Here is a 24569-nt window from a genome sequence, read left to right as displayed (position 1 = left end):
CGACATGAAACGACGCACCTTCCTGCACACCGCCGCGCTGACCGGCGGGGCCGCGCTGGCGCCGCGCTGGGCCTGGTCGGCGGCCAAGGGCGCCACCGGCGGCGATCGGCTGATCGCGATCTACCTGCGCGGCGGCACCGATGGACTGACCGTCTGTCCGCCGCTCGGCGAACCGGCCTATTTCGACGTCCGTCCGACGCTGGCGGTGGGCGAGGCCGAGGCCCTGCCGCTGGACGGCTTCTTCGGCCTGCACCCGGCCGCCGGTGGCCTCAAGGACCTGTTCGATGCCGGCGACCTGGCCGTGATCCACGCCAGTGGTCTCAAGACCGCCGAACGCTCCCACTTCGAGGCCCAGGCCACGATGGAGCTGGGCGTCGATGCCGGCGACCTGAAACCGGCCGACGGCTGGATCGGCCGCTACCTGGCCGAGCTGGCGCCATCCGATCCGCTATCCGTCGTCTCGCTCGATGCGGCGGTGCCGAAGTCGATGACCGGTCCGGTCGACGCGCTGGCGATCGGTCGGATCGACGAGTTCCAGCTCGCACTGGGCCCGCTCGACCGCTCGGCGCTGCTGGCGGCCTATGCCGGCGATCCCCTGCTGATGCCGACGGCCACCGGCGTGTTCCAGGCCGCCGATGCGCTGGGCCCGGCTGCGGCGCTCCCGCCCGGCGCCGACTATCCGCAGGGCCAGCTCGGCGCGGGCCTGGCCGACTGCGCGCGGCTGATCAAGGCCGAGGTCGGCCTGCAGGTCGCGGCCATCGACAGCGGCGGCTGGGACCACCACGACGACCAGGCCGAGCAGATCGACCCGCTGCTGGCCGACCTCGGCGGCGCGCTGGCCGCCTTCCGCGAGGACATCGGCCCGGCCTGGGACACGACGACGGTCGTGGTCATGACCGAGTTCGGCCGCCGGGTGCGCGAGAACGCCTCGCTGGGCACCGACCACGGCCACGGCGGCGTGATGTTCGCCGCCGGCGGCAACGTCCATGGCGGCCAGGTCTTCGGCGACTGGCCGGGCCTCGGCCCGGGCGACCTGTCCGACGGCCAGGACCTCCGGGTGACCACCGACTACCGCCAGGTGCTGGCCGAGCTGCTGGTCGACCGGCTCGGCGTCATCGATCCGACCGCCATCCTCGGCGGCTGGACGCCGGGTCCTGGCCTTGGCCTGTTCCGCCCGGCGGCAGGTGCGGCGAAGCGCCGGTCCGGGGCCGGGCGAAGCGTTTCCTGACCCGCTGGACGGGCGAGCCGGTGCGCGGCCGCTCACCGGCTCGCGAGCGGCCCGGAAGGCTTTTCGATGACGGCCTCACCGCAGCGCCCGCCTGTTGGCGTTTCCCCGGGGCTTCGACAACTCCTATCGAACCGTACAGGGCTCGACGATCGCGTTTTCCGTCGCATCGGGCGCCGCCTTGAATGAAATGTTATATCATTCTATTCACTGGTCCGATACGGACCCTGGTTGAATCAAGGAGACGTCCAGACATGACGAGTCAGAGGCTGAACAATCCGCTGCGGATCGCAGCGATCGCCACGGCTGCATCGCTGTACTCGATGAGCGCGTTGGCTGAAATCACCGAACAGGACGTGCTTGCCGCCCAGCAGGAATGGGGCGCGGGCATCGTGGCGATTTCCGCGGTCCACGCCGAAGGTGGCGACTACGCGGCCCGTGCCACCGAACACATCGACACGCTGTATGCCTACGGTCTGAGCGACGTCATGTTCAAGCCGACGCTGGCGGCCCGGGACCAGTTTCGCGAGACCTTCGACGAGGCGCTGACCTACTTCATCGGCGAGGAAGGCAGCGAAGACAAGGGCTTTGCGATCTCCGGCTGGACCAACGTGCGCTGGGAGAACAACGGCATCTACACCGACCATGACTCGGCCATGGCCATGGGGAACTACTACTTCACCGGTCCCGACGGTTCGGAAACCAAGGTCGAGTACACCTTCGGCTACCTGCTGGACGACAACGGCGACCTGAAGATCAACCTGCATCATTCGTCGCTGCCCTACGCCCCGGAATGAACCGGGTGCGTCGTCTGCCCGGTCGGCGGGCAGACGATGGTTCAGCGCTGCCCCGGGGCACGCCGACAACCGTGAACCCGTCCCCGACCGATGCGCTTGGGCGGCCTGAACCGGGCCGCTCTTTTTTTGACCGGGCGCAGCTGGTCCGGTCGCTGCACGCAATCGATGGATGTCGTGGACCGAGCGGCGGCTCCGCGCGCTCCGGCGAGCGCGATCAGGACATCGCTGACCGGTCCGGCGTTGCGATCCGCACGCAGTTCCGGCCGCTCTGTTTGCCCCGGTAGAGCGCATGGTCGGCATCTCGAAGTGCGCGCTCGAAGTCCCCGTCATCGCCGATCTCGGCCACGCCCAGCGTCGCGGTGACCGACAGCGTCGCGTCGTCGTGGATCACCGGCGTGGAATCGATGGCTTCGCGAATCCGCTCCGCGACCTGCAGCGCCGCGTCTGCCGTGCACTTCGGCAGGAAGGCCAGGAACTCCTCACCGCCCCAGCGGGCGACGGTGTCCTCGCTGCGCATCATGGCCTGGATCCGCTGCGCGACGTCTCTCAGTACGACGTCGCCGACCTCGTGGCCGTGGTCGTCGTTGACCCGCTTGAACCGATCGACATCGATCAGGATCAGTGCACCGCGAACCGTTTCGTCGGTCATGCGTCGACGCAGGTGGTCGATGAAGTACCGTCGATTGCGCAGGCCGGTCAGGGTGTCGGTGTTGGCCAGCTGATCCAGCTCGCGGTTGGCCGATGCGCGCACCCGGCTCTGCTGCACGGCCAGCCATAGGGCAAACAGCAGCAGCACTCCGGCGATCGCGGCCAGCAGGATCAGCGTTCGACCTCGTTCCAGCTGGACTTCCTGCAGCGCGCGTTCCATCCGCAGTTGCTCGATCTCGCGTTCGCGCTCGAGCACTTCGAGACTGACTTCCAGCACCCGCGCCCGGTTCTCGACGGCCTGGCCCTGCAGTGCAGACCGGATGGCGGCCACCGCGTCGCGGTGACGGGCCTCGGCCTCGGCGTTGCCCTGCTCGGCTTCGAGCTCTGCGAGGTAGTTGTGGGCGAACAACTGCCAGCGCTCCTCGCCGGCGGCTTCGGCGCGCCCGAGCGCGTCCTCGAGGTGCATTCGCGCATCGCTGCGATTGCCCAGCAGCCGCTCGACGTCGCCGAGCTCCAGCAGGCCATAGACGATCAGCTGTTCGCTGCCGGCCTCCAAGGCTTGCCGGTACACCGCTTCGAACGCCGATAGCGCCGGCTCCAGCTCGCCGCGCCACTTGTGGATCATGCCCAGATTGTTGCGCCGCATGATCTCCTGGCGGGGCGTCGACAGCGGTCGGTCCATGGCCTGCTCGATGCTGGCCATCGCTTCGTCGAGACGGCCCAGCGCCCCCAGGATCGAGCCGCGCATCACCAGCAGCGCAGCTTCCAGGTCGGGCTCGTTTTCTTCACGCAGCGCGCCGAGCCCCCGCTCGACCAGCGACAAGGCCTGTTCGTAACGCCCGAGTTCGCCGAGCATTCCGGCGGTGTCACGATAGAGCTCGGCCAGCAGCGTCGGCGACATGCCGGGACGGACCTGTCCCATCGCTTCGCTCAGCGCTTCGACCGCTCGGTCCTGGTCGCCGAGCAGCGCATAACCGCGGCCCAGCGAACGCTGGGCATGGATGCGATCCTCCGGTGCCCTTGCGGTGTCCCGGAGTTCCACCGCCGCCAGGATCATCGATCGGTAGTCGCCGTCGCGTTCGTGCCGTTCGATCGCGTCCCGGAGTGTCGAAAGGGGATCCGACCCGGGAGCGGCCTCGGCCGCCACCATTGCAGCCAGCAGCGCTGCGCCGATGATCGAAAGAACCCGGGACGAGGTCGGTACGGTCTGATGCGTCATTGGATGTGCTCCTGCATGCGCCCGTTGTCGGTCCCGATGATGTTTTTCCATCGTGGTTGCGCGGGCCTGGACCGAGTGCGCGAGTTCAACGATACGGGCGCCGGCACACCGCGTTCAGTCCGATCGAAAACCGGCGATCGTAGCGACCCGAATGTATCCGGTTGCTTCATTCACGAAGCGACAGCGGAGCCATCGAGACGTCGTGAAGACGAGCTGAGCCGTTGATGGACCCCGGTTGAGCAGTGAAGCGGTCGTTTCGGGTTCACGCTATTCATCGTTTCAACTGTAGCGTACCCATAGTCTCGAGCATATCGCAGGGTCGGTCGAGATGTCTCGGTTCTGGACGGTGCTTGGGCGGGAGTTGGCGGCTGACATCCAGAAAAGGTGATCAGCGTCACGCTGCCGTCAAGCGCGATCGATACGAACATTGCAGCGAGGTTGCAGTTCGAAGAACAGGCTCCGGTGTGTCGTTCACTTCAACATCACGATTTCTGGAGAAATCATTCACATCCAAAGACTCTTCTGCCTTCACAGCAACCAAGGGGGTTCGTCGAATGCAGCACTCCGATTACGTCGCCTGGACGCGGTCCGATTTCCTCGGACAGATGTCCGAGTTCGATCTGGAAGACGAAACGCGTCCGGCTCGATTCCGTCACCAGCAGCTGGCGATCGGCTCGAAGCATTTCGAGATCGAAAGCGAGGGGTGGCGGATCGCCGGCGACCGGCTGTGCGGTCGGTATGCTCGAATCCGCGGCGCGGCCATGGACATCGCCACGGTCATGGTCTACCCCACGGCGAGCCCCGAGGTCTTTCCGGTATTCGCCGCCGAATGGGTCGTGTTCGGTGACCGGGTGCATGCGCTGATTCTCGATGTCGAAGTCTGCGGCCGGCAACCGGCGCTGGTCGATCGTCTCGACCGTGAATTCGGCGCACTCGGCGAATACTGGCGGGCACGCTTCCCGGAAAACCGTGAACGCCCCGCGTGGTTCGAAGAGATCGCCATGCCATGGGTGCTGTACGGAAGCTGCGAGGTATCCCGTCTGTCGGAGCTGCGCCAGGCCTTCAACGACTATCTCGCCACAACGATCCGATCGTTCTGGAATCCGAGCCTGTCCGCTGGACGTTCGGGGTCCGACCACGAAGATGTCGAACGGTACAAATTCCACCACTACGAGAATTCGCCCGGCCACCGATTGCTCGGCGTCAAGATGGGTCAGAAGGCCGCCGATGAACTCCTGAAGGATTGGCACTTCGGGCCCGCTCGCGTCGACGGGCGCAGCGTCCCGGCCGATGGGTCCGTGGTCGCAGCACGGAGCATGGCGCTATGAACCTCGACGCCACCCTTCAGAATGCTGCCGCCGCGGCGACGAAGTCATCGGCCGCCGCGCACGACAAGAAAGCGGCCCGTCTGTTCGAACCCCACGCCCTGTCCTGCTGCGAGACCTATCTTCTCGACCGTGAAGGCGCAGGACTCAGCGCTGTGCTGGCCGAAGAACGCGGCAAGCTCGTCATCGAGTTCAGTCGCAACGAAGCGCTGCAGGCGAAGATCGGTGACGTCGATCTCCGCAAGGCCACGGAGATGCTCCGGGAGTGCCTGGACGAAATCGAGGCACGCGTCTCGGGGCGCCGACCCGGTGGACTCGACCTGATGCCCGCCGCGGAGCGCCTGCTCGAAGCACTGCCGCCCGGTCCGGCAGTGCTTGCGCTGAACATGGTCCAGGGCCGCCTGGGTGCGGTGCTCACACGTCAGCAATCGATGCTTCTGCACGCTGCTCTCCGGGACGTGCGCGGAGCGGTCGACCGTCTGACCGCCCGCAGAAAGCTGCGTGAGCCCGAAGCGATCGTTGCGCAAGCGCTCTCGGAAGCCGGTCTGAGCGAACGAGAGGATGCCGATGCGATCGGCGAGGAGCTGAACGCCTGGTTGAACGGCTGGGCGCGGCTGCGCCCGCTTCGGCACCACGCGCTCGATTTCGAGTTCTTCCGCCGTCTGGTCCATTCGGTCGACCAGGCCGCGCAGCTTACTGCGGAAGAATGGCGCATGCTGAGCCGCCAGCTTACCTTCGCGATCGAAGAACGGGTCGGAGGCAGTCTCGACGAGCGTACCTTCGCCCTGTTCCGCGGCCTGGCGCGGAGCGGTCATCGCTTGGCGTTCGTCCGCAACCTTCGAACGGTGCACGCTCGTGCACTCCGTATGCTCGACGACGATCTCGTCGACTGGATTCTGGTTCTGACGCTGATCGGCGATTCGCGAACCCATCGAGCCGCGTTCATTCATGCCGTCGACCCCGAGCGGTTGACGCAGACCGTCGATCTCGATATCGACGAGCTGCGCGAATTCTTCGACACCTTGCTGAACAAGATCCGACCGGGTCACGAACGCTACGAGCTCGACTGGCTGCACGATGTCGCAGAGCGCCTCTGTCTGCTGCTCGAGGACGTGCGCGAGCTGGCCGCATGGAGAGGCGCTGCAGACCGCGAATCGGCCGGCTTTGCCAGCACCATCGCGGCTGAAGTCAGTGAACGCCTACCGACCGAAGATGCCACCCGCACGCTGCAACAGCTGATGAACGTGATCGCCCGCTCGGTTACGGCGGCCGATCAATCGGCCGACGCCGAGCAGAACTTCCGGCGTTACGCGGCGCTCCTGGCCGGCAGCGAAAGCGAGCGGCCGATCTGGCGCAGCACCCAGAGAATCGCGGCTCAATTGAGCCGGATCGATCAACCGCTGTCGTCCACGGCCGGAGCTCGTCTGCACGGTGTGCTGCGCGCGCTGTCCCAGTTCGAGGTCGCGCGCAGCGCCGGTGCAGCGGACTTTCGGGAGGTCTGGGCGGCGGTGTCCATGGACTGGGCTCCCCTGGCAGCCGAGTACATCGACCGGGCGCTTGGCGCCGAACGCGAGGTCAGCGGCCCGGGCCTGGTGGAATTCGCCAGCGACGATGTCGTGGCGGGCCGGACCCGGCCCGAAACCGTCGTCGAGTTCTTCGAATCGGGAATTGTCGAACGGGTCGCGTCTTCCTTGAATCTCGACCGCGAAGACGTCGCGGCGATGATCGACCGCGGCATGAACGAGTCGACCGTCCTGCGCCTCTGGACGATGCAGAACGAACTGGCCGCAGAACTTGCCGGGACCGATGAGCGGGCGCGTCAGCGGTTTCGACGGATCATCACCTTGCTGGCCCGATTGCCGGGCAACAAGACGCCACGCGTGGACGAGGAGTGGCAGATCTGGATCGTCCCCGAGGTCCACTGGTTGCTCCGGCATGATTTTCCTGCACAAGCCGATTGCTGGAAGTCCCTGACCGATGCGCTTCAGGCCAATCTCTCGGCCGAGCAGCAGAGAGGAATCGCCCAGTTCTTCCACAGCCTGCTGGGCCTCGGCACGCGGGCCGCGTCGGCCAGCAGGAGCGCCGTGCCCGACCGCGCCCTGGCGACGCCGCCGATCGGCGACTCCAGCGGTGCCTCGGAACCCTTCCAGCATGCCGTGCAGCATCTTCTCGCGCGATTCAACGACGCCGAGGCGCCCGATTGGCAATCGGCCTGGATGGCCGCCCTGGATCGGCACGGTGATTTCAAGATCGCCGTGCAGGACATCCTGCCCATCGTCGGCTCGGCGATCGGCGCGCGCGGCTTCTCCATCGTGGCCGAAGAGCTGCAGCAACTCGAAGGGAAACTGGCGGCCGAGTTGGAGGCGCCTGCGGCAGCGCTGTGGATTCAGCTGCTCGGCGAACTGCGCGCGATCGCTCGCCGCATCACGATCGGACGATGCTGGAGCGACGATGCCGGCTTGCTCGGCCGCAGAGCACTGAGCGCAGCGGCGGACGCGGCCGGAATTGCCGGCAGCCTTCCGGCCGCGCTGCCGAACGCCCTGGTCGACTCGGTGCGGCATATGGGAGATCTCCTGGCGAGCGAGACGGAACCGCTGATCGCGCTGGAATTGCCGCGCTACTGGCTGGCCAGCGTCCTGCCGATCGAAGGCGGCGATCCCGACTTTCCGGTCCGGTTCGCCGCGGCCCTGGCGAAGGAAACTTCGGCAAGGGTTCCCGACGAATGCCAGGCGGCGGTTGTCGGTTGGACTTCGCACCTCGGCCAGGCGGCATCGCATCTCTCCAACTGCCGGGTTTTCGCCGAACGAATCCTGCAAGCCGAGGAGCACCTGTTCACCGAAGACAAGGCCAGTGAGGCCGAGTGGCGTTCGTTCCTGGGTGGAATGGTCGTGGCGGCGAGCCTCGGCGATTGGCGGGGCGGGCGTGCCGAACTCTGCCAAACGCTGGTCGACGCCACCCCGACGGTGGCCGGCTTGCCACCGGAGACCTGGAAATCGTCGTCCGCTGCTTTGATCAAGCGGCTCCGCGAGGCATTGGACGAGCGCCTCCTGCCGGAGTTGATCGCCTGTCAGACGGAGATCGGCAAGGCGCTGGTCGCACGGCAGCAGCTTAATGCGCTCGATTCCGTCGAGTCCGACGTCCGCGGTTGGTGTCGGGGTCGAGCCGTCCGTGGCGAGCAGCGTCTCTGGCAACATTTCGTCGTTGCGTCCCGTCGCACGTTCGGCATGGCGCACCAATCCTTCATCGACGTATCGCAGCTCAACGACTGGCCGCTGCCCGACGAGACGACCGTGAAATCACAGATGAATCTGCTCCGGGCCGCATTGCATTCCGCGTCCAGCGCAGATCCGAACGCTCTTCGCGGCGGTCTGTTGAAGCGCTCGGTGCCGAAGATTGCCGAGCACAGCATCGAAGCGGTGCGCGCATCGGCGCGGGATTACGCGTTCGCGGTAGCGCGCGGGGATGACTTCGGTCAGCGATCTGCGCTCGTACAACTCTGTGCACGACCCCTGGCCGACTGGAGTTTCGACGACGTTCAGCGCTTTGCCGAGACAATCGATGCCTCGATCTACAGGCAGTCATCGACGGAGCGAGAGGCTGCCGAAAAGCGGTCCAGTGCAGTGGCCCAGGCATGGCTGGCCGCCAGGCTGTCGAGCCATGGCGCGCGATGGATCGAAGCGATGCAGGAAGCCGGCGGCTGGAGCACCAGACTGAACCGGACATCGACGGCCACCTCCCCGCTGGATTCGCTGACGCTGGTCCATGTCCTCGCGATGCTGGCCCTGATGGGAAGGATCTCGACCGTTCCGACTGCCGGCACTCGCGACGGTGCAGGCGGAACGTGCCGGATTCCTCGTATCGAGGACCCGGCCGAAGTCCGCCGACTCCGGAAGATGCTGCGCAGCCACCTTCCCAAAAACGTCCATGCGTTCTGTGAGCCGGTCGCGCTCGCACTGCTGAGCCCGCCGACGGGAGGCCATGAGCATGCCTGAGGTAACGATCCAGGGCCGAAAGGTCCCGGCCAACGAAGATCAGTCCCTCCTCGATGTCCTGATCGGGGCCAATGTCCAGGTCAAGAAACTCTGCGGGGGCCGAGGGCTGTGTGCCACTTGTCATGTCTATGTCCGCTCGGGCAGCGAAGGTCTGTCGGCGCCGACGAATCGCGAAGAAATGACTCTGTCGATCCTGACGGGCGCACAGGAAAACAGTCGACTTGCCTGTCAGTGCAAGGTGCAGGGTGGTGGGGTAGACCTCGAACTGCCCGACGGGTTGTACGTCGAGTCGTTTCAGGACCTCGAGACCCAGGTCGGCAAACGGACCAGCGTGCCGATTCTCCACCCCCGGACCGGGCAGGTCCTGGTGGAAGCCAACAAGATCATCATTCGAACGCAAATCATGAAACTCAAGGACATGGATTTCAGTGTCCTTGTCGAACAGGAGTGACCTGACCATGTCAATCGATACGGCGATCGGCGGATACGCGGGCTACCACAACTACTACGTGCCCGATGAGTTCTTCCGATCCAATCCGAAGACCGGCGAGATCTTCCTTCGGGACGGTCAGCGCGCGGCGAAAGTGACCGAAGCATTCATGGTCGGACTGCACCTCGGGATCGAGGAAGAAGTAGGCGCCTCCAGCGGTTTGCTGATGTATCGGTGCGGAATCGCTTGGGGTCTGGAAGACATGAAGCGCTTCGCTGCTCGGATGCGTCAGGAATTCGGCGGCGGAAAGCGCGAAATCTGGCAGATGAATCCCAAGTTCGTCTGGGAATGCTGGTGGTGGCCGCTCACCATCATGGGCTTTGGGGCCTGGCGGCTCGATCTGGAGTTCAAGAAGCGGGACTTCACCGTCATCGAGATCAGGAATTCGGCGGTGGCCCAGTCGATGCAGATCGTCGGTAAGCCGGTGTGCCACATGTACGCCGGATTGTTCGCCGGGGCCTTCAGCTTCTTTCATCGCACCGACCTGCAGAGCATCGAGGTGCAGTGCTATTCCATGGGCAGCGACGTCTGCAAGTTCCTCGTCGGCGAGGAAAAGAAGGTCAACGCCGCGGAGTTCTGGCGCAGTGAAGGGGCTTCGGCCAAGGAAATTCTCGAAAAGATCGAGGACTAGGCATGAACCAAGACATGAACGCTCGACTGTTGAGAGGCACGCTGGCCACGGTGCGAAAGGCGCTGAAGGTGCGTGGGTTGAAGGAGGTCGACGAACTGGAGCTCTACGAGCCCATCACGGTCCACTCGTCGTCGGTCGACGGCTCGGAAGTAGGGGCCGGTGGCGTTGACGCCATCGGCATCGAGGACAAAGCCGAGGCGACGAATGCGGATGTGGCGATCGCCGGGCCTGCATCGAAAGCGACAGCTGCGGCGCCGGAGCCACGCCGGGCCGACGATCCTGAGGCCGACGCGCTATTCGATCAGACGGCAGAGGAGCTGTTTGCCGAAATGCCCTGGGAACCAGGCGAGGCACCCCGCTCGCCGACGGATGCCGAAAGCGCGAACGTCGGCGGTGAGGCATCGCGTCATGAAGTGGAGAAGGGCGCGGCGGAGTTCCTTAGCGACATGCCCTGGGACGGCGCGGGAACGAAGCAGGAGGAGCCAAGCATGAGCGAACGATCGGCGGTCGAGCGATCGATGAACGAACGGAAATCCGACGCGCAGGATGACGCGCAGGATTTCTTCGAGAACCTGAACTGGGATGGTGACACGGACGCCCATGCCGACGACCCGACGGCGGAATCCGATCCGGCGGATCCGGCCGACGGCGCTCCGGGCGAGCGCTTCTCGGTCGACCCGGATGGCGGCGAGGTTCCGGACCACGTCCGGCGAGTGGTCGAGCTGCGTGAACGGGAGCGGGTGCCTGCAGCAACCGACGATGCCGTGGACCGAAGCTCCGAGAACGAAAACCGCCGTAGTGAAGGAGGCAAGGAATGAGTGCCAATGCAGCAGTGGTCGACACTGCCCGACCCGAACTTCCCGACGAACTCCGTCGGATATTCAAGGATGCCGAAGCCCGCCATCTGACGGAAGACGAACTATCGATCTATCGACGCCTTCTTCCGGACTGGGCGGAGCGGGCGGATGCCGCAAAAGCCGCCTATGCGGTGGAAGCCGACGTAGTCAGCGATGCGATCAACCGGATCTTCGAGGTCTACCCGTACGCCGAGAAGCACAAACTGGCACCGGAGAAGTGCGTTCGTGATGCGACCAACGTAAGCACCTACGCCATTCAGGCCATGTTGATGAACGACAATCAATGGTACAAGGACAAGCTGCTGTTCTGGCTCAAGACCATTCTCCAGGCCTTCAATTTTCCGGGGCGGGTCAAACCGAAGGAGAGCGTTCTGTTCGGCAGCAATGAAGATGCCGAACGCATCAACGGCCTGCCGGACGGGTTGCAGTCGCTCTACGAGACCTATCTCCTCATGGATCGTAACTACCAGCAATCGCTCGACGAGCCGCACTACCTTCTGCTCAAGCCGCATGTCGAAATCGTTCGCGAAATTCTTACCGGGGATTGATCCATGTCCAGCCCTGCACCCATTCAGGAAACGACTCAGACCGAAGCTACGGAAATGGTCCTCCAGCGGATCTTCGGTGAAGATCAGCTCTGTTACACGCTCGACGAAGGGACGGTTCGCGGCTATGCCGAATATCGCGTCATCTATTTGTCCGAGGATGTCATACGGGGCATCTATGAAGCGCTGCTGCATGAAACCGGCGAGGCCTGGTCGCTGATTCTGAAGACCGCCGGGCTCACCTGGGGTCGGCGCACCGCCAAGACGCTGAACCGGCAGGTCAACGAGATCGCGCCGCAAGGCCTCGACCGTCTTTCGGTGCAGTCGTTCTTCTCCGTGCTGGAGTCGTACTATCAGCTTCATGGGTGGGGACGGGCCGATTTCGATTTATCGATGGCTCGCTCGGCAGGCCTGATCCGCGTGACCTTCAAGAACAGCATCTTTGCGCGCGCGCTCAGCGACCTCGCCGAGCCCGTGGATCACATGGTCGGCGGCATGCTGGTCGGAATGTTCGAGGCCATGAGCCGTCGCGACCTGGACTACGCCGAGATCGCCTCACCGCTACTGGGTGCCCCGCAGACCGAATTCCTCATCACCGCACCGGCACGCATCGACCAGATTCGCTCGATGGTCGACGACCGGACGCCACCGGACGAGATCTGTGAATTCCTCTGTCGTTGAAACCATGCTCGGTGGCGCGTACTCCGGAATCCGTCCGATCCGGGGCGGCCCGAACGACAACGTGTACGTCGCCTTCGACAACAACGATCGCAACAAGGTCTTCATCAAGCTGGTCGATGGCAACCGCTACCGTCGGGAACTCAACGTGTTCGCTCTTCCGGTCCGCGACCAGATCGTCGCGCCGCTCGATACCGTGTTCATCGATAACACGCGTTGTGCGCTCATCTACCCGTGGTTCTCCTCCGGCAGCCTGCGAAAGTGGCTTCGACGGCGATCGATCTGGTCTCCGGACCTGGTCAAGCGGCTGGCGCACGATCTGATGGTTGCGTTGCGTTGCCTGCATGCGCAGCGGATGCTCCATAGCGACTTGAAGCCCGAGAATATCCTCGTTCGTAGAGACGGCAGCTCACTGAGGTTCTTTCTCGCCGACTTCGGCAGCAGCGCGTATTTCCAGGAAGTCGAGCAGCAGAAATGGCGTTCGGCATCTCCGGCGTACGAGGCTCCGGAATCGGTCGACGGCCACCCGTCGCTTCGTTCCGATCTGTTTTCGCTGGGGATTGTCCTGCTGGAAGCGCTGCGCGGCAGCGTGCCGAACCGTGGCATGCCCTCTGCGATCTATCGCGAGGCGCGCTACACGATTCCCGAATTGTCCGGCGTGCCCTGCCTGGCGCTGCGCAACCTGCTGTCCCGTCTGCTCCAGAACGACGAACGGAATCGGCCCGAGCACGCCAGTGAAGCGCTGGCGTTGCTGATGAAGGGCGCAAGCGACGATCGGTCCGTATTGCCGCGATCAGCGACGGTCGTTCCGGCAGGCCTGGTGAAGCGGCATGCGCGCTCGCATCGTGGCCCTTTCGACACCGTCCTGTCCAGCGACGACGGCCGCTTTGTGGCGTTCCACGCCGGATGCAATCTCGTGGTCCGTGAGGCCACGGGCCGCACCATCGGCTCCGTATCGTGCTCGAGCGTATCGCCGATCTGGCATGGCGACGAACTGTACTTCGTTCAGGGCTCCGACCTGTGGCAGTGGTGCGTCGAGTTCGACCGGCTGAGCCATGTCCGCTGGCTGCGGCACGTGCCCGACGCGATTGCCGTTGCAGAGGACGGCGAGGCCTGGCTGAGCAACAACTGGCTGTTCTGCGCCTCGCGCGGCAGCGCCGATATCGCGCGGACGCGACTCGAAGGGTTCGTCAACAGCGACCTGATCGCGCTGACGACGGACCGCTGTTATGTGATCGAGGGCAACCTGCAGGATCGACTGGTCTGCCGAGACCGGAATCTCGTCGTGCGCTGGTCGCGTGACCTCGACGGCATGGCCGAGGGATTGCGAGTTTCGCAGGACGGCTCGCTTCGCTTGCTGCTGCGCAGCGTGCAGCGGCCGGTGTCGTTCGAAGCGCAGACGATCGAGAACGGCATCTGTCGCCAGCGGATCGCGCTGGATCCCGGCACTCGAAACGTATCGCTGACGCGAAACGGCTGCATTGCCTGGCTTCAATCCGGCCAGGTCCGACTCTATTCCTTTTCCGAAACCGGGCGGGTCCGACGGCAATGGCTGTCTCCGCTCCGGCTCCGTCCACGTCAGAGGCGTTCGATCGAGCCCAGTACCGGCGAGCCCGATCAACCGCAAGAAGGTGAGGTCCGTCCATGAGAAATTCGATCGAATGCATTCTGTACACGAATCCGCTTGCCGTCCGTCATCTCGATGCCCTCGGTGTGGTCGACGACGGCAGTTCGCTGGTCATCGAGCTCAGCGCAAGCTCGGTGCTTGCCCCGGTCTTCGATCAGCAGGGAATCGCGCGCTTCGGCGTGGCCGGCCTGCTCGGGCGTGCGCAGCGCATCCATCGCCTCGGGGAAGTCTTCGATGGCATGCGCAATCCGGTCGTGCTCGGTTCCCGTCCGGCGGTTCCGCCGGAGTCGAGCGCCGGTGCACTGTCGCTTCTCCGGTCTATCGATGTGCCGTATCAACGCATCGTCGTGCTGTTGCACCTGGCCGAGATCAGTCGGTTCGCCTACGCGCTCCAGATGGTCGACCGATTCTCCATCCTGCTTGCCGATAGTGACCCGGTCCCGTTCGCGCTGCCGTCCAAGGCTCAGTTGCTCGCGCAGATGCAGATGCTGGATGCAACGAGTTGGGCGGGGCTCTTCTTTTTCGATCCGTCCGGTGCCGATCACGGCGGCCGGCTCGACGCGGACTGTCTCGACGTGCTCGACGAATTCGAGGGCTACGTCCGGTCGCCGCGGAGCCACGCCGCGTGAGGGCCGGCGCGGTGAACGCGGTGACCGTGTCACCTCTGCCGGATAGCGAAGCGTTTCGAGGTTGGCAGCGCGAGGGCTTCAATCGCTGGATCAGTCTGTGCGGTGTCGGTGCGTCCGATCTTCTCGATCGCGACGAGACTCCGATCGAAATCGAAGGCATGGTCTTCCGGCTGGCCGATCCTTTCTCCGCATCGGACCCGTGGGACGGTCGAGAGCAGCTCGGCGCCCGGGATTTTCTCGAGCACTCCACGCCGGTGCTTCGCGCCAATCTTCTGCGAGCGGTGCGGGCGTTGGTCCGTTCACTCGAGCAGGGCGAGCGCGTCGTGGTGTTCTGTCATCTCGGTCTCAGCCGATCCCCGCTTGTCGCCGCCGCCGGGCTGATGGTCGCTCGGAGGCTCGATCCCCTGAGTGCCTGGGCGGCCGTGGCCCGGACGAACGACGAGCTCCGGCTCACCAGGTTGGCACTGGCGGCGTTGTTGTGGATCGAATCGACGTGGAATCAAGACAGGGGCTTCGATAATGATATTTCATGACCTCGTTGTAATCGGTGGCGGGATGGCGGCAATGGCCGCCGTCAAGTCGTTCCGCTCCCGGGACACGGTGTCCACGATCATGATGCTGTCCGATCAGTCGGACATGCCGGTCCGCAAGCCGCCTTTGAGCAAGCAGCTGTGGAAAGGCATGGCCGTTTCCGATTGTTTCTACAACCCGGCCCGGTTCGGCGTTGAGTATCACCCGGCGACGCGGGTCACGGAAGCCGACTTCGATCGGCATCTGCTGACCCTTTCATCCGGAGAGAAAGTGCGCTACGAGCAGTTGCTGATCGCCACCGGTCTACAGCCCCGCCGGCTTCCGGGCGATTGCGCCGAAGCGGTGTACTTCAATTCGCTCGCCGATTTCCGTCGCGTCCGACAGAAACTGGCGGCGGGAGGATCGGCCGTGGTCATCGGTGGCGGTCTGCTCGGCGTGGAGCTGGCCAGCTCCCTGAGTGCCAACGGAATCCGCGTCAAACTCGTGATCTCCTCCGAGGCGCCGCTGACCGGCTATCTGTCGGAACCGCTGGCTGTACGGATCCGGGCGCGGCTGCAGGCTGCCGGAATCGAGTGCATTACCGGTCGCCGTGCGATCCGGCTCGAGCCGGGCGGGCGGGTCCAGCTCAGCGACGGCAAGCAGCTCGATGCCGATGTGGTCATTCCGGTCATCGGCCAGCAGCCGAGCGTCGACTTCGTTTCGCACGATCCGGAAGTCTCCAGGCACGGCCTGGCGGTGGACGCTCGGCTCCGGATCAAGGGGCTCGAGGACGTGTTTGCCTGCGGGGATGTCGCGCGCTTCGGAGTGCAGGCCTCGAGTTTTCGCCACGAAGAGAATGCGCTCCGGTCCGGAGCCGCCGCCGGCCGCAACCTGGCCGGTGACGACGTGCAGTTCAAGCCGAGTTCCTTCCTGTATTCGGAATTCCTGGACATGCGCCTGGAATCGATCGGCGTCGGCAATGCCGCCGAGATGAAGGCGATCGGCGAGGACTGGTCGGATTCCAAGGAGCAGGGAATCTGCATCCTGACCGAGGATGACCTGGTGCGGCGGGTCAGCATGGTGAACTATCGGATGGACTCCGAAACGGCAGAAATGCTCTCGAGTCGCCTGATCGGCCGCTCTGCCGAAGCCGACCAACTCCAGATCGTCCGGACCGTCCTGAAGCCGGCGGCCTGAAACCAGGAGAAACGAACATGGGACTTGCCGATACGCTTCGCCACGCTACCGTCGACGACCACCGCGCCGTCGAAGAAGCCGAGTTGCTGAAATCGATCTTTCGCCCGGATTTCGATCTCGATGAATACGCCCTGCTGCTCGGGCATTGGGCCTGTTTCTTCTGCCGTTTCGATCCGGAACTTGCCTTGTTCCACAGCGCGAAGTACAGCTACATCCCCCGCTTGCCCCGGGTCGATCGTGATCTCGCCTACCTGTCCGGCGTGACCCGCCGACCCCGGGTCCGGTCTTCCTACGATGGCTGGCTGCCGCGAACCGATTCCGAACGTCTGGGCGCCATCTACGTGCTCGAAGGATCGACCCTGGGTGCGCGGTTGATCTGCAAGCGTCTGACCGAGCGATTCGGTTCCCACGCCCGGCTGTGCACGGCCTATTACGCGATGCGAACCGTCCACTGGCCTGGCTTCCGCGCCTTCCTCGATGCCGCGGAATCCGATGACACCGTCGATCCGGACGCGGTCGTTGCCGGGGCGCGTTCGACGTTCGGCGCACTTCGCGACTACATGGACGTCTCGGCGTGCGGCGTGCTCCGGATCACCGCGACCGCGTCGGTCGGAGAGCCTCTGCCGGTCTGACCGTTCGAACGGGGCCGCTGTCAGGTCGAGGCCGCGCCGGTTTCCGTCTCCAGGTCATCGGCCAGTGCGCGGACCCTGTCGGCGGCATCGATGATCCGCGTTTCATCTGCGTCGAGCCGAACCTTCGGGTCGAGGTTCGGCCACAGGTCCTCGAGGCTGGAGATCGCGACCCCGGCTTCGGCGGTCACCTCGCGCTCGACATCGGTGGTCACGACGATCTGACCGATGCGCTCCAGCGCCACCTGGGTGAATCCCCAGGCATCCTGGTATTCGTGGACGTTGTCGACCACCCCGTCGACCACGCCGATGGCGTACTCCTCGGCGGCCGTATCGAGCATGGCGGCCACCGCCAGCAGTTCGTCGCGCGGCGAGGCCGCGGTGGCGCGCTCGATGGACTCGATGGCGCCGTCGACCTCGCGCCAGGCCGCGGTGACGTCCTCGCTCGGCGCCCCGGCTTCGACGGCCCGTTTCAACGCCGTCAGTTCCGCATCGAACGGTTTCAGCCCGCGCGCCTCGATGGCCGGGACCAGTCCCGCGTACAACTCGTCGCGCGGATGTTTCATGTGCGTTTCCGCCATGGCGGATCGGCCGTCGACGTACAGCGCGTGCCCGGCGTGCAGGTGGCCCCGGATCAGGCCGAGTCGCTTCATGAACGCGACGTCGTCCTCGGCCAGCGCCGGCGTGGCGGCGTCCATGCCGTCGTTGCGGTCCTCGGCTTCGGCCGAGCCGGGCGAGTCCGTGGCCTGCGCGGAGCGATCCGCCCGCGGACTGTCCGCGTCGCCGGAGGGCTCTCGATCGGAACAGCCGATGATCAAAAGAGACGCAAGCAGAAGGGTCGGGATCGGCGAGTGATGCATGTCGGGCTCCTTGGAATTTCGTGGTGAAGTTCGGGCGGCGTGGGCGGTCGACGAGCACCGATGCGGCTCGTCGATCCCGTTCAATCGATCGAATCGTCGAGTTCGGGCAGCGGCGGTTCGACGCCGTCGCTGCGGAACGTCTGCCAGTAGCGAGCGAGGCGATCGGCGAAGCGACCCGGTGGCTCGGCATACAGGACGGCGCCGCCGCGCAGCGCGGCGTGCTCGAGTCGGAGACGAACGCCGCCGGCGAGTACGTGCACCCGATCGACCGCATCGGAGCCGCCGTAGCGCTGCGGTTCGGCGCCGAGCCGTTCGCTCAGCACGTGAAGATCATGGGCGTCCCCGAGGGTGTTGGACAGGGCGTGGAACCCGTCGGCGAGCGGACCGAGGACCCACGGCGCAGCGTGGCCGACGAGCCGAAGGTGGTACCAGGTGTACTTGCAGCGCTTGCGCCACTCGTGGAAGTCCTCCGGCGAGGCGCTGTCGGCGGCCGTGCGTCGGGCCTTGTGTCCTCGCTTGTAGGTCTTCTTCAGTCCGGGCCGGACCGCGGATGCGTCCAACGGGCCGACGGCGGCGTCGATCCGGACGCGCCGGGCCCGTTCGACGCCCGCCTCGATGCCGTGGGCGGCGTCCTCCAGGTCGTCGTCGCCGTCGCGCAACGCGGTCGAGGCGCGCTCGGCGTCGGCGGCCAGGCCGTCGCGCACCGCCGCCAGGGGTTCACGGTCGCGACCGCGGCCGGGAGCGACGGCGCCGAGGCGATCGAAGGTCTCCAGCAGCGCGTGCGCGTCGCGATAGGGACCGAGTCGACGCGCGGCGTCGCGGAAGGCACGGTTGCCGGGCGCGTACAGCTCGCCGATGACCGGCCGGACCAGGCGGAGCAGACCGCGCAGCTTCTTGCAGCGCTTGCGGGCATCGTGGACGGCCGCCTCGACATCGCCCTCGCGCTCGCCGGACAGGTCGCGCAGGGCCTTGTCCGACTGTTCGCCTGCAATCCGGTGAACCGCCGCCTGCACGGTCTCTCCCGGCTGGATTCGGTACGCCACGATCGGCACGCTCGGGTTCAGGAGTGCCTACGACCCTAACGCGGGCGCTGAAAAAGCGTGAAGACGCCACCGCACCGGGATGCCCGGGCCGATCGGCGCCCCTCAGATGATCCGCAGCGTGATCGCCTTCAGCACGGCACGGGTCCGGTCGCGCGTGTCGAGCTTGTCGAGAATGTCGGAGACGTAGTTCTTGACCGTTCCTTCGGCCAGGTGGACGGTGCGCGCGATCTCGCGGTTGGAGTAGCCGCCGGCGATCAGGCGCAGGATGGCCAGCTCGCGGTCGGAGAAGGCGTCCAGGGGTGGCTGGTCGTCCGGGTACGGGTAGCGCTCGGCCACGCCGGCGGTGCTGATCGGCTTGAATCCGCCTCGGCCGTCGACGACCGCCTCGATCAGCTCGGCCAGGTCCTCCGGCGAGATGTCCTTCAGCGCGAAGCCCCGGGCGCCGGCCTCGACCGCGGCCAGCATCAGCGCGCTGTCGTCGAAGGTGGTCAGCAGCAGCACCGGCGGCGCGTCGTCGCGCTCGCCGAGCCGCCGGCAGAGTTCGATGCCGTCGACGCCGGGCATGCGGATGTCGGAAACCACCAGGTCGACGGCGTGGTCGTCGAGCGCGTCCAGCAGCGGCTCGCCCGATTCGGCCTCGACCACGACCTCCATGCCGGGAAGGTCGTTGAGCACCGACTTCAGGCCTTCCCGGATCAGGGCCTGGTCGTCGGCCAGCGCGATGCGGATCGTCATGCGTTCGGCTCCAGCGGTAGCGAGGCGGTCAGGCGGACGCCGCCGAGGTCGGACGTGCCGATGTCCAGCGTACCGCCGAGTTCGTCGAGTCGCTCGCGCATGCCGGTCAGGCCGTTGCCGGGTTGCAGCGGTCCGCGCACCCGTCCGTCGTCCTCGACGACCAGGACGAAGCGGCCGCCGTTTCGATCGAGGACGACCCGCAGGACCTCGGCCGGTCCGTGACGCGCCGCGTTCGTCAGGCCTTCCTGGACGACCCGTAACAGCGCCTCGGCCTGGTCGGCGCGGGGGATGCGGGCCTCGTCGGCGATGACGAGCTCCAGCCGGGGCCGGGGAAACGGCCGGGCGAGTTCGCGAAGGCTCTTGCCGAGGTCGATGCCCTCGGTCTCGCGCAGGTGCCGGACCACCGAGCGCAGGTCCTGCAGCAGTTCGTCGGCCAGCGCCGTGGACTGCTCGACCGCCTCGGCCGCGTCGCCGTCGAGCTTGCGGGCCAGGCCGCGCAGGTTGAGCTTGAGTGCCGTGACCTTGTGTCCGGCCACGTCGTGCAGCTCGCGCGACAGCCGGAGCCGTTCGTGATCGCGCGCCGTCTCGCCGAGCAGCGAGCGGGTGGCCAGCAGCCGCGCGTTGACCGCCTGCAGGTCCTCGGCCAGGCGCTCGGCCCGGTTGGCGTAGACCATGACCATGACCGCGAACAGCTGGAAGCCGCCCATGGCCAGCACGGTCAGCGCCGCGCTCTGCACCGACTGGTCCCAGGGCCCGAGCAGCACGCCGAAGAAGTACAGGTTGGCCACGATCAGGCCGGCCACCAGCGCCCGGCTGGGCAGGCGGCCGGTCAGGCGGATGGCGACCAGGATCAGCAGGATCGGCGTCGTGCCGTTCTGGATGAACCACAGCGCCAGCGCGGTCAGGGCGATCAGCGCCAGCAGCGCGGCGTTGTCGACGGCGGTCGGGACCAGGTCGTCGAGCAGGCAGACCAGCCAGGCCGCCAGCCACGCGAACAGCAGGCCGTCGACGATCGACGGGAACACGGCGTCCTGCGCGCCGAACACCGCGCTGGCCGACAGCCAGACGGCCAGCCAGGCGGCATAGGACGCCCAGGCCAGCGGGCTGATGACGAGGTCGAGCAGGCCGTCGCGCAGTGCGTGCTTCATGGCGTCCTGTATAGCCGGGCGGACGCCCGACGACAACCGGCGGCGGCAAAGTCATGACTTCCGGCACCCGGTTTTCCTGACTTCCGGCACCTCGATCGGGCCGGCCGGCAGGCGATGCTGTGGCCACGCTCCGACGAGGACTCCGCCATGACCATCATCCCCTTCCTGTCCGGCTTCGCGCTTCCGCACGCCCTGATCGGGACCGTCGCGCTGCTGACCTTCTGGACCGCCGCGTTCGCGAAGAAGGGTTCGGCCCTGCACCGCACCATCGGCCGCGTCTATCTGCTGGCGATGATCGGCGTGCTGCTCACCGCGATCCCGCTCGCGCTGTCCCAGGCGCTGAAGGGGCAGTGGGTGGGTGCGACCTTCCTCGCCTATCTCGTGATCCTGGTCGGGCACGCCTGCCGCACTGCCTGGACGGCGATCAAGTGCAAGAACGACTTCGCCCGCTTCACCGGCACCGGGTATCGCGTCAGCGCGGTCGTGCTGGGCGCGGCCGGCCTGGCCGTCACCATCATCGGGTTCGTCCACGGCGCCGTACTGCTGATCATCTTCGGGCTGATCGGCCCGCTGGGCGCCTGGAGTGCACGCTCGCTGCTCCGCACCGGCCCGCAGTCGCCCCGCTGGTGGCTGAAGGAGCACTACGGCGCGATGATCGCCAACGGTGTGGCCACCCACATCGCGTTCCTTCAGGTCGGCCTGATGCGGCTGGTGCCCGAGCTCGGCAGCGGCATGATCCAGCACCTGGCCTGGTTCGGACCGCTGGCGCTGTCCTTCGTCGCCGGCTGGTGGCTGGACCGCCGCTACCTTCGACCGCGGTCGAAGGTGTCCGAGAAGGTGCCGGGTCTCGAGACCCAGCCCTCGTAGCAGCGGGCGGCGGTGGAACGCTCGGGCTAGTCCGCGCCGTTCAAGCGTGCCAACGCCACTTCGAAGCGCTCGAGTTCGGGGCTGCCCGCGGGCAGTTCGCGCCGCGCGCTGGCGGCGGCGCGTTCGAGCAGCGGCCGAGCTTCGTCGAAGCGGCCCCGGTCGAGCAGCAGCTCGCCGAGACCGAGCTGCGAGTCGGCGGCTCGCAGGCTGTCGGCGCTGCCGTCGGCTTCGAACAGGGCCACCGACTCGTGCTTCAGCCGTTCGGCCCGGTCCAGGTCGCCGAGCGCCTCGATGATATTGGCGTGGGTCACCAGGCCGCTGGCGATCAGCACGTTGTCGCGACCGAAGACCTGCTCACGAAGCGCGAGCGATTCGGTCGAGTGGGCCAGGGCGGCGTCGAGGTCGCCGCGCTGGCGCTCGATGTTGGCCAGCACGGCCAGCGTCACGGCGAGCGAAGACAGGCTCCAGTCGCCCGCCGCGCGCTTGATCGCGATCGACTCGGCGGCCGCCTCCGCGGCGTCGTCGAAGCGTTGCTGACGACGCAGTGCAAGTGCCAGGTTGTGCAGCGGTGCGGCGGCGGCGTCGGTGTCCCGGCCATCGACCTGACGGTGTAGTTCGATGGCATGGCGGAGCGATCGCTCGGCGGTTTCGTAGAACCCGAGCTCGTTCTGCAGAAGACCGACGTTGTTGTACGAATCGGCAAGATCCTGATCGATCGGACCGTTTTCTTCCCGCCACTCCAGCGCCTGGACCAGCAGCGGCTCGGCCTCGGTCAGGTGGCCGAAGCGCCGCAGCACGTTGCCCAACCGGTTGCGCGAGTCGGCGACCAGCGCGCTGTCCTCGCCGGCGTGCTCGATCCGCAGCGCCATGGCCTCGCGCAGCAGCCCGAGGCCCCGCTCGCCGAGCCCGAGATTCGAATACGCCAGCCCGATCACGTGCATCAGCTGCGCCCGGCCCAGCGGGTCGCTTTCCAGCTCCTCGGGCAGGCGCTCGGCCGCGGCGTCCAGCATGTCGCGGGCGCGGACGTCGGCCGGGTTGGCTTCGCGCGGGTCGGAGACGGCGAACAGGTCGATCAGGAACGCGGAGGTTTCCTGCGCCACCCGGGCCTCGCGCGCGGCCGCGTCCCGCTCGAGTTCCAGCAGGTGGGCCTGGCGGGCCATCGTCGCCCCGAAGCCGATGACCAGCACCGCGATCAGCGCGGCGGCCCCGGCGCCGAACGGATGGCGCCCGAGGAACCGCCCGGCGCGGTAGAGCGCGCTGTCGGGTCGGGCCTCGACCGGTCGGCCGTCGAGCCAGCGCTGCAGGTCGTCGGCCAGCTCGCGGGCGCTGGCGTAGCGGCGGGTCGGGTCCTTGTGCATGGTTCGGGCGATGATGCAGTCGAGGTCGCGGGCGTTCCTGCCGCCCAGCGGCGGCGGTTCGGTCTCGCAGACGATCCGTTCGATGTCCGACGGTCGCCGGGTCGGGAACTCGTAGGGCCGCCGGCCGGCCAGCAGCTCGAACAGCAGCACGCCGAGCGAGTAGACGTCCGAGGCCGGGGTCACGGTCTCGCCGCGCACCTGTTCCGGACTGGCGTAGTGCGGGGTCATCGTCGACGCCACGGTCAACGGGGCGTCGCCGCTGTCGGCGTCGTCGACCAGCTTGGCGATGCCGAAGTCGAGCAGCTTGAGCTGGCCGTGGCGGTCGATCAGCACGTTCGAGGCCTTGATGTCGCGGTGGACGACGAGGTTGCGGTGGGCGAACTGGACCGCGTCGCAGAGCGCCAGGAAGCGCTCGACGCGATCCCGGCGGTCCAGTCCCTGCTCGGCGGCCCAGCGGTCGATCGGCTGGCCGTCGACGTATTCCATCGCGACCCAGGGTGTGCCGTCGGCCTCCTCGCCGCCGTCGACCAGCTGGGCGATGTGGGGATGGCGCAGGCTGGCCAGCACGCGGCGCTCCATCTTCAGCCGCTCGCGGGCGAAGTCCGAGTCGCCGGCCGCCGGCAGGCGCTTGACGGCGACCTGCTGCTCGAAGTCCGGGCCGGAGCGTCGGCACAGGTAGACCACGCCCATGCCGCCGGCGCCGAGGCGGCGGACGACGTCGAACGGGCCGATCCGCTCGGGCGGCGTCTCGTCGGGTGTCGTGCCGGCTTCGTCGGCCACGACCTGCTTCCATCGATCGTCGCCGCGCGCCTGCGCGTCGTCGGCGGAGAGCATCGCCTGCAGCTGCTCGACCAGGGCCGGATCCTCGGCGCGGCAGGCGGCGACGACCGCGTCGCGGTCCTCGGCCTCGACGGCGCGTTGGAACCAGCGCTCCAGCCGGAGGAAGTCGTCGCGGGTCATCCGCCCGACTCGAGTGCGCTGCCCAGCCAGGCGCGTGCCGTGCGCAGATCGCGCTTCGCGGTGGCCGGTGAGATGGCCAGGGCGCTGGCCACCTCGTCGTCGGTGAGACCGCCGAAGTAGCTGAGCACCACGGCCTCGGCCTTGCGCGGGTCGATGTCGGCCAGCTCGTCGATCGCGGTATGCAGGTCGAGTACGTCGATGCCGTCGGAGTCCGGGTCGGAATCGACGCCCGCACGGGTATCGAGCGTCAGCGGCCGGACGCCCTCGCCGCGCTTCTGCCGGTTCCGGCTGCGCGCCTGGTCGACCAGTACCTGGCGCATGGCCACCGCGGCCAGCGCCAGGAAGTGATTGCGGTCGCGCGGCTCGACGTCCGGTCCGGACAGTTTCAGGAAGGCTTCGTGGACCAGTTCGGTCGGCTGGCAGGTCACCGGTGCCTCGCGCGCCAACCGGCTTCGCGCCAGCGCACGCAGCTGGCCGTGCACCTCGGTCCAGAGCCGGTCGCGGGCGGCGCGGTCGCCGTCGGCCGAGCGTCTGAGCAGCTCGGTCAGCGGCGGGTCTTCGGGCGGTGCCGTGCGGTCGGTCATGGCCGTTTCCGTTCG

General features: G+C 66.6%; 23 protein-coding genes. 15 read left to right on the top strand and 8 right to left on the bottom strand.

The features are described from left to right. Positions 1 to 4: 4 nt before the first annotated feature. Both HFP89_RS14410 and HFP89_RS14405 read left to right on the top strand, forming a co-directional pair. Positions 5 to 1228: a DUF1501 domain-containing protein gene (locus tag HFP89_RS14410; RefSeq protein WP_168718376.1), complete on the top strand. Its 1224-nt coding sequence runs from the start codon at positions 5 to 7 to the stop codon at positions 1226 to 1228. Between the two features lie 251 nt (positions 1229 to 1479). Then, positions 1480 to 2022, top strand: a complete 543-nt coding sequence (locus HFP89_RS14405) for a phosphoribosyl-AMP cyclohydrolase (RefSeq protein WP_168718375.1) — start codon at positions 1480 to 1482, stop codon at positions 2020 to 2022. Positions 2023 to 2236: 214 nt separating this feature from the next. On the opposite strand, the gene HFP89_RS14400 is transcribed toward HFP89_RS14405, so the two are convergent. Next, positions 2237 to 3889: a diguanylate cyclase gene (locus HFP89_RS14400; protein ID WP_168718374.1), complete on the bottom strand. Its 1653-nt coding sequence runs from the start codon at positions 3887 to 3889 to the stop codon at positions 2237 to 2239. 350 nt (positions 3890 to 4239) lie between these two features. On the opposite strand from HFP89_RS14400, the gene HFP89_RS14395 reads away from it, so the two are divergent. Next, the gene (locus tag HFP89_RS14395; RefSeq protein WP_168718373.1) at positions 4240 to 5217 is read left to right on the top strand and encodes a hypothetical protein; all 978 of its coding nucleotides are present in this window, start codon (positions 4240 to 4242) and stop codon (positions 5215 to 5217) included. A gap of 44 nt (positions 5218 to 5261) precedes the next feature. Here HFP89_RS14395 and HFP89_RS14390 read toward each other — a convergent pair whose 3' ends face one another. Further along, positions 5262 to 6065, bottom strand: a complete 804-nt coding sequence (locus tag HFP89_RS14390) for a hypothetical protein (protein ID WP_168718372.1) — start codon at positions 6063 to 6065, stop codon at positions 5262 to 5264. Between the two features lie 15 nt (positions 6066 to 6080). Between HFP89_RS14390 and HFP89_RS14385 the strand changes: the two genes are divergently transcribed. Genes HFP89_RS14385 through HFP89_RS14335 form a run of 11 tightly spaced genes read left to right on the top strand, consistent with a single transcriptional unit; the run spans position 6081 to position 17002 of the window. Beyond that, a complete protein-coding gene (locus HFP89_RS14385; RefSeq protein ID WP_168718371.1) occupies positions 6081 to 9206 on the top strand; it encodes a hypothetical protein in 3126 nt (1041 codons plus the stop codon). Then, a complete protein-coding gene (locus tag HFP89_RS14380) occupies positions 9199 to 9657 on the top strand; it encodes a 2Fe-2S iron-sulfur cluster-binding protein (protein WP_206212391.1) in 459 nt (152 codons plus the stop codon). Before HFP89_RS14385 ends, HFP89_RS14380 begins: the two co-directional genes overlap by 8 nt. A 7-nt stretch (positions 9658 to 9664) precedes the next feature. Continuing rightward, positions 9665 to 10327 carry a V4R domain-containing protein gene (locus tag HFP89_RS14375; RefSeq protein ID WP_168718369.1) on the top strand — a complete coding sequence of 221 codons (663 nt, stop codon included), beginning with the start codon at positions 9665 to 9667 and terminating at the stop codon, positions 10325 to 10327. A gap of 2 nt (positions 10328 to 10329) precedes the next feature. After that, a complete protein-coding gene (locus HFP89_RS14370; RefSeq protein ID WP_168718368.1) occupies positions 10330 to 11145 on the top strand; it encodes a hypothetical protein in 816 nt (271 codons plus the stop codon). Further along, entirely contained in the window at positions 11142 to 11732 is a 591-nt protein-coding gene (locus HFP89_RS14365; protein WP_168718367.1) for a hypothetical protein, read from the top strand. The genes HFP89_RS14370 and HFP89_RS14365 overlap by 4 nt, the downstream gene beginning before the upstream one ends. A 3-nt stretch (positions 11733 to 11735) precedes the next feature. After that, the gene (locus HFP89_RS14360; RefSeq protein ID WP_168718366.1) at positions 11736 to 12410 is read left to right on the top strand and encodes a hypothetical protein; all 675 of its coding nucleotides are present in this window, start codon (positions 11736 to 11738) and stop codon (positions 12408 to 12410) included. Then, positions 12391 to 14055 (top strand): protein kinase, encoded by a 1665-nt coding sequence (locus tag HFP89_RS14355; protein ID WP_168718365.1) that lies wholly within the window; start codon positions 12391 to 12393, stop codon positions 14053 to 14055. The genes HFP89_RS14360 and HFP89_RS14355 overlap by 20 nt, the downstream gene beginning before the upstream one ends. Further along, complete coding sequence (locus HFP89_RS14350) at positions 14052 to 14663, top strand: hypothetical protein (RefSeq protein WP_168718364.1); 612 nt, start codon at positions 14052 to 14054, stop codon at positions 14661 to 14663. The genes HFP89_RS14355 and HFP89_RS14350 overlap by 4 nt, the downstream gene beginning before the upstream one ends. A gap of 11 nt (positions 14664 to 14674) precedes the next feature. Further along, positions 14675 to 15196 (top strand): dual specificity protein phosphatase family protein, encoded by a 522-nt coding sequence (locus HFP89_RS14345; protein ID WP_168718363.1) that lies wholly within the window; start codon positions 14675 to 14677, stop codon positions 15194 to 15196. After that, the gene (locus HFP89_RS14340; RefSeq protein ID WP_346775258.1) at positions 15183 to 16370 is read left to right on the top strand and encodes an FAD/NAD(P)-binding oxidoreductase; all 1188 of its coding nucleotides are present in this window, start codon (positions 15183 to 15185) and stop codon (positions 16368 to 16370) included. The genes HFP89_RS14345 and HFP89_RS14340 overlap by 14 nt, the downstream gene beginning before the upstream one ends. A 17-nt stretch (positions 16371 to 16387) precedes the next feature. Next, positions 16388 to 17002, top strand: a complete 615-nt coding sequence (locus HFP89_RS14335) for a biliverdin-producing heme oxygenase (RefSeq protein ID WP_168718361.1) — start codon at positions 16388 to 16390, stop codon at positions 17000 to 17002. Positions 17003 to 17022: 20 nt separating this feature from the next. On the opposite strand, the gene HFP89_RS14330 is transcribed toward HFP89_RS14335, so the two are convergent. The 4 genes from HFP89_RS14330 to HFP89_RS14315 all read right to left on the bottom strand — a co-directional run bounded on the left by HFP89_RS14330 (position 17023) and on the right by HFP89_RS14315 (position 20785). After that, positions 17023 to 17859: a hypothetical protein gene (locus HFP89_RS14330; protein WP_168718360.1), complete on the bottom strand. Its 837-nt coding sequence runs from the start codon at positions 17857 to 17859 to the stop codon at positions 17023 to 17025. 80 nt (positions 17860 to 17939) lie between these two features. Then, complete coding sequence (locus HFP89_RS14325; RefSeq protein WP_168718359.1) at positions 17940 to 18902, bottom strand: CHAD domain-containing protein; 963 nt, start codon at positions 18900 to 18902, stop codon at positions 17940 to 17942. Between the two features lie 102 nt (positions 18903 to 19004). Further along, positions 19005 to 19637 carry a response regulator transcription factor gene (locus tag HFP89_RS14320; RefSeq protein ID WP_168718358.1) on the bottom strand — a complete coding sequence of 211 codons (633 nt, stop codon included), beginning with the start codon at positions 19635 to 19637 and terminating at the stop codon, positions 19005 to 19007. Beyond that, on the bottom strand, positions 19634 to 20785 hold the full coding sequence (locus HFP89_RS14315; protein ID WP_168718357.1) for a histidine kinase: 1152 nt from the start codon (positions 20783 to 20785) through the stop codon (positions 19634 to 19636). The genes HFP89_RS14320 and HFP89_RS14315 overlap by 4 nt, the downstream gene beginning before the upstream one ends. 147 nt (positions 20786 to 20932) lie before the next feature. Between HFP89_RS14315 and HFP89_RS14310 the strand changes: the two genes are divergently transcribed. Beyond that, the gene (locus tag HFP89_RS14310; RefSeq protein WP_168718356.1) at positions 20933 to 21652 is read left to right on the top strand and encodes a hypothetical protein; all 720 of its coding nucleotides are present in this window, start codon (positions 20933 to 20935) and stop codon (positions 21650 to 21652) included. A gap of 26 nt (positions 21653 to 21678) precedes the next feature. Here the strand turns inward: HFP89_RS14310 and HFP89_RS14305 are convergent, their stop codons facing one another. Both HFP89_RS14305 and HFP89_RS14300 read right to left on the bottom strand, forming a co-directional pair. Then, positions 21679 to 23970: a serine/threonine-protein kinase gene (locus HFP89_RS14305; protein ID WP_168718355.1), complete on the bottom strand. Its 2292-nt coding sequence runs from the start codon at positions 23968 to 23970 to the stop codon at positions 21679 to 21681. Continuing rightward, positions 23967 to 24554, bottom strand: coding sequence for an ECF-type sigma factor (locus HFP89_RS14300; protein ID WP_168718354.1), 588 nt, complete (start codon positions 24552 to 24554; stop codon positions 23967 to 23969). Before HFP89_RS14300 ends, HFP89_RS14305 begins: the two co-directional genes overlap by 4 nt. Between the last annotated feature and the right edge of the window lie 15 nt (positions 24555 to 24569).

The sequence above is a fragment of the Wenzhouxiangella sp. XN79A genome (assembly GCF_012272825.1).
GTDB lineage: Bacteria > Pseudomonadota > Gammaproteobacteria > Xanthomonadales > Wenzhouxiangellaceae.
This window is presented reverse-complemented; position numbering and strand designations above follow the sequence as displayed.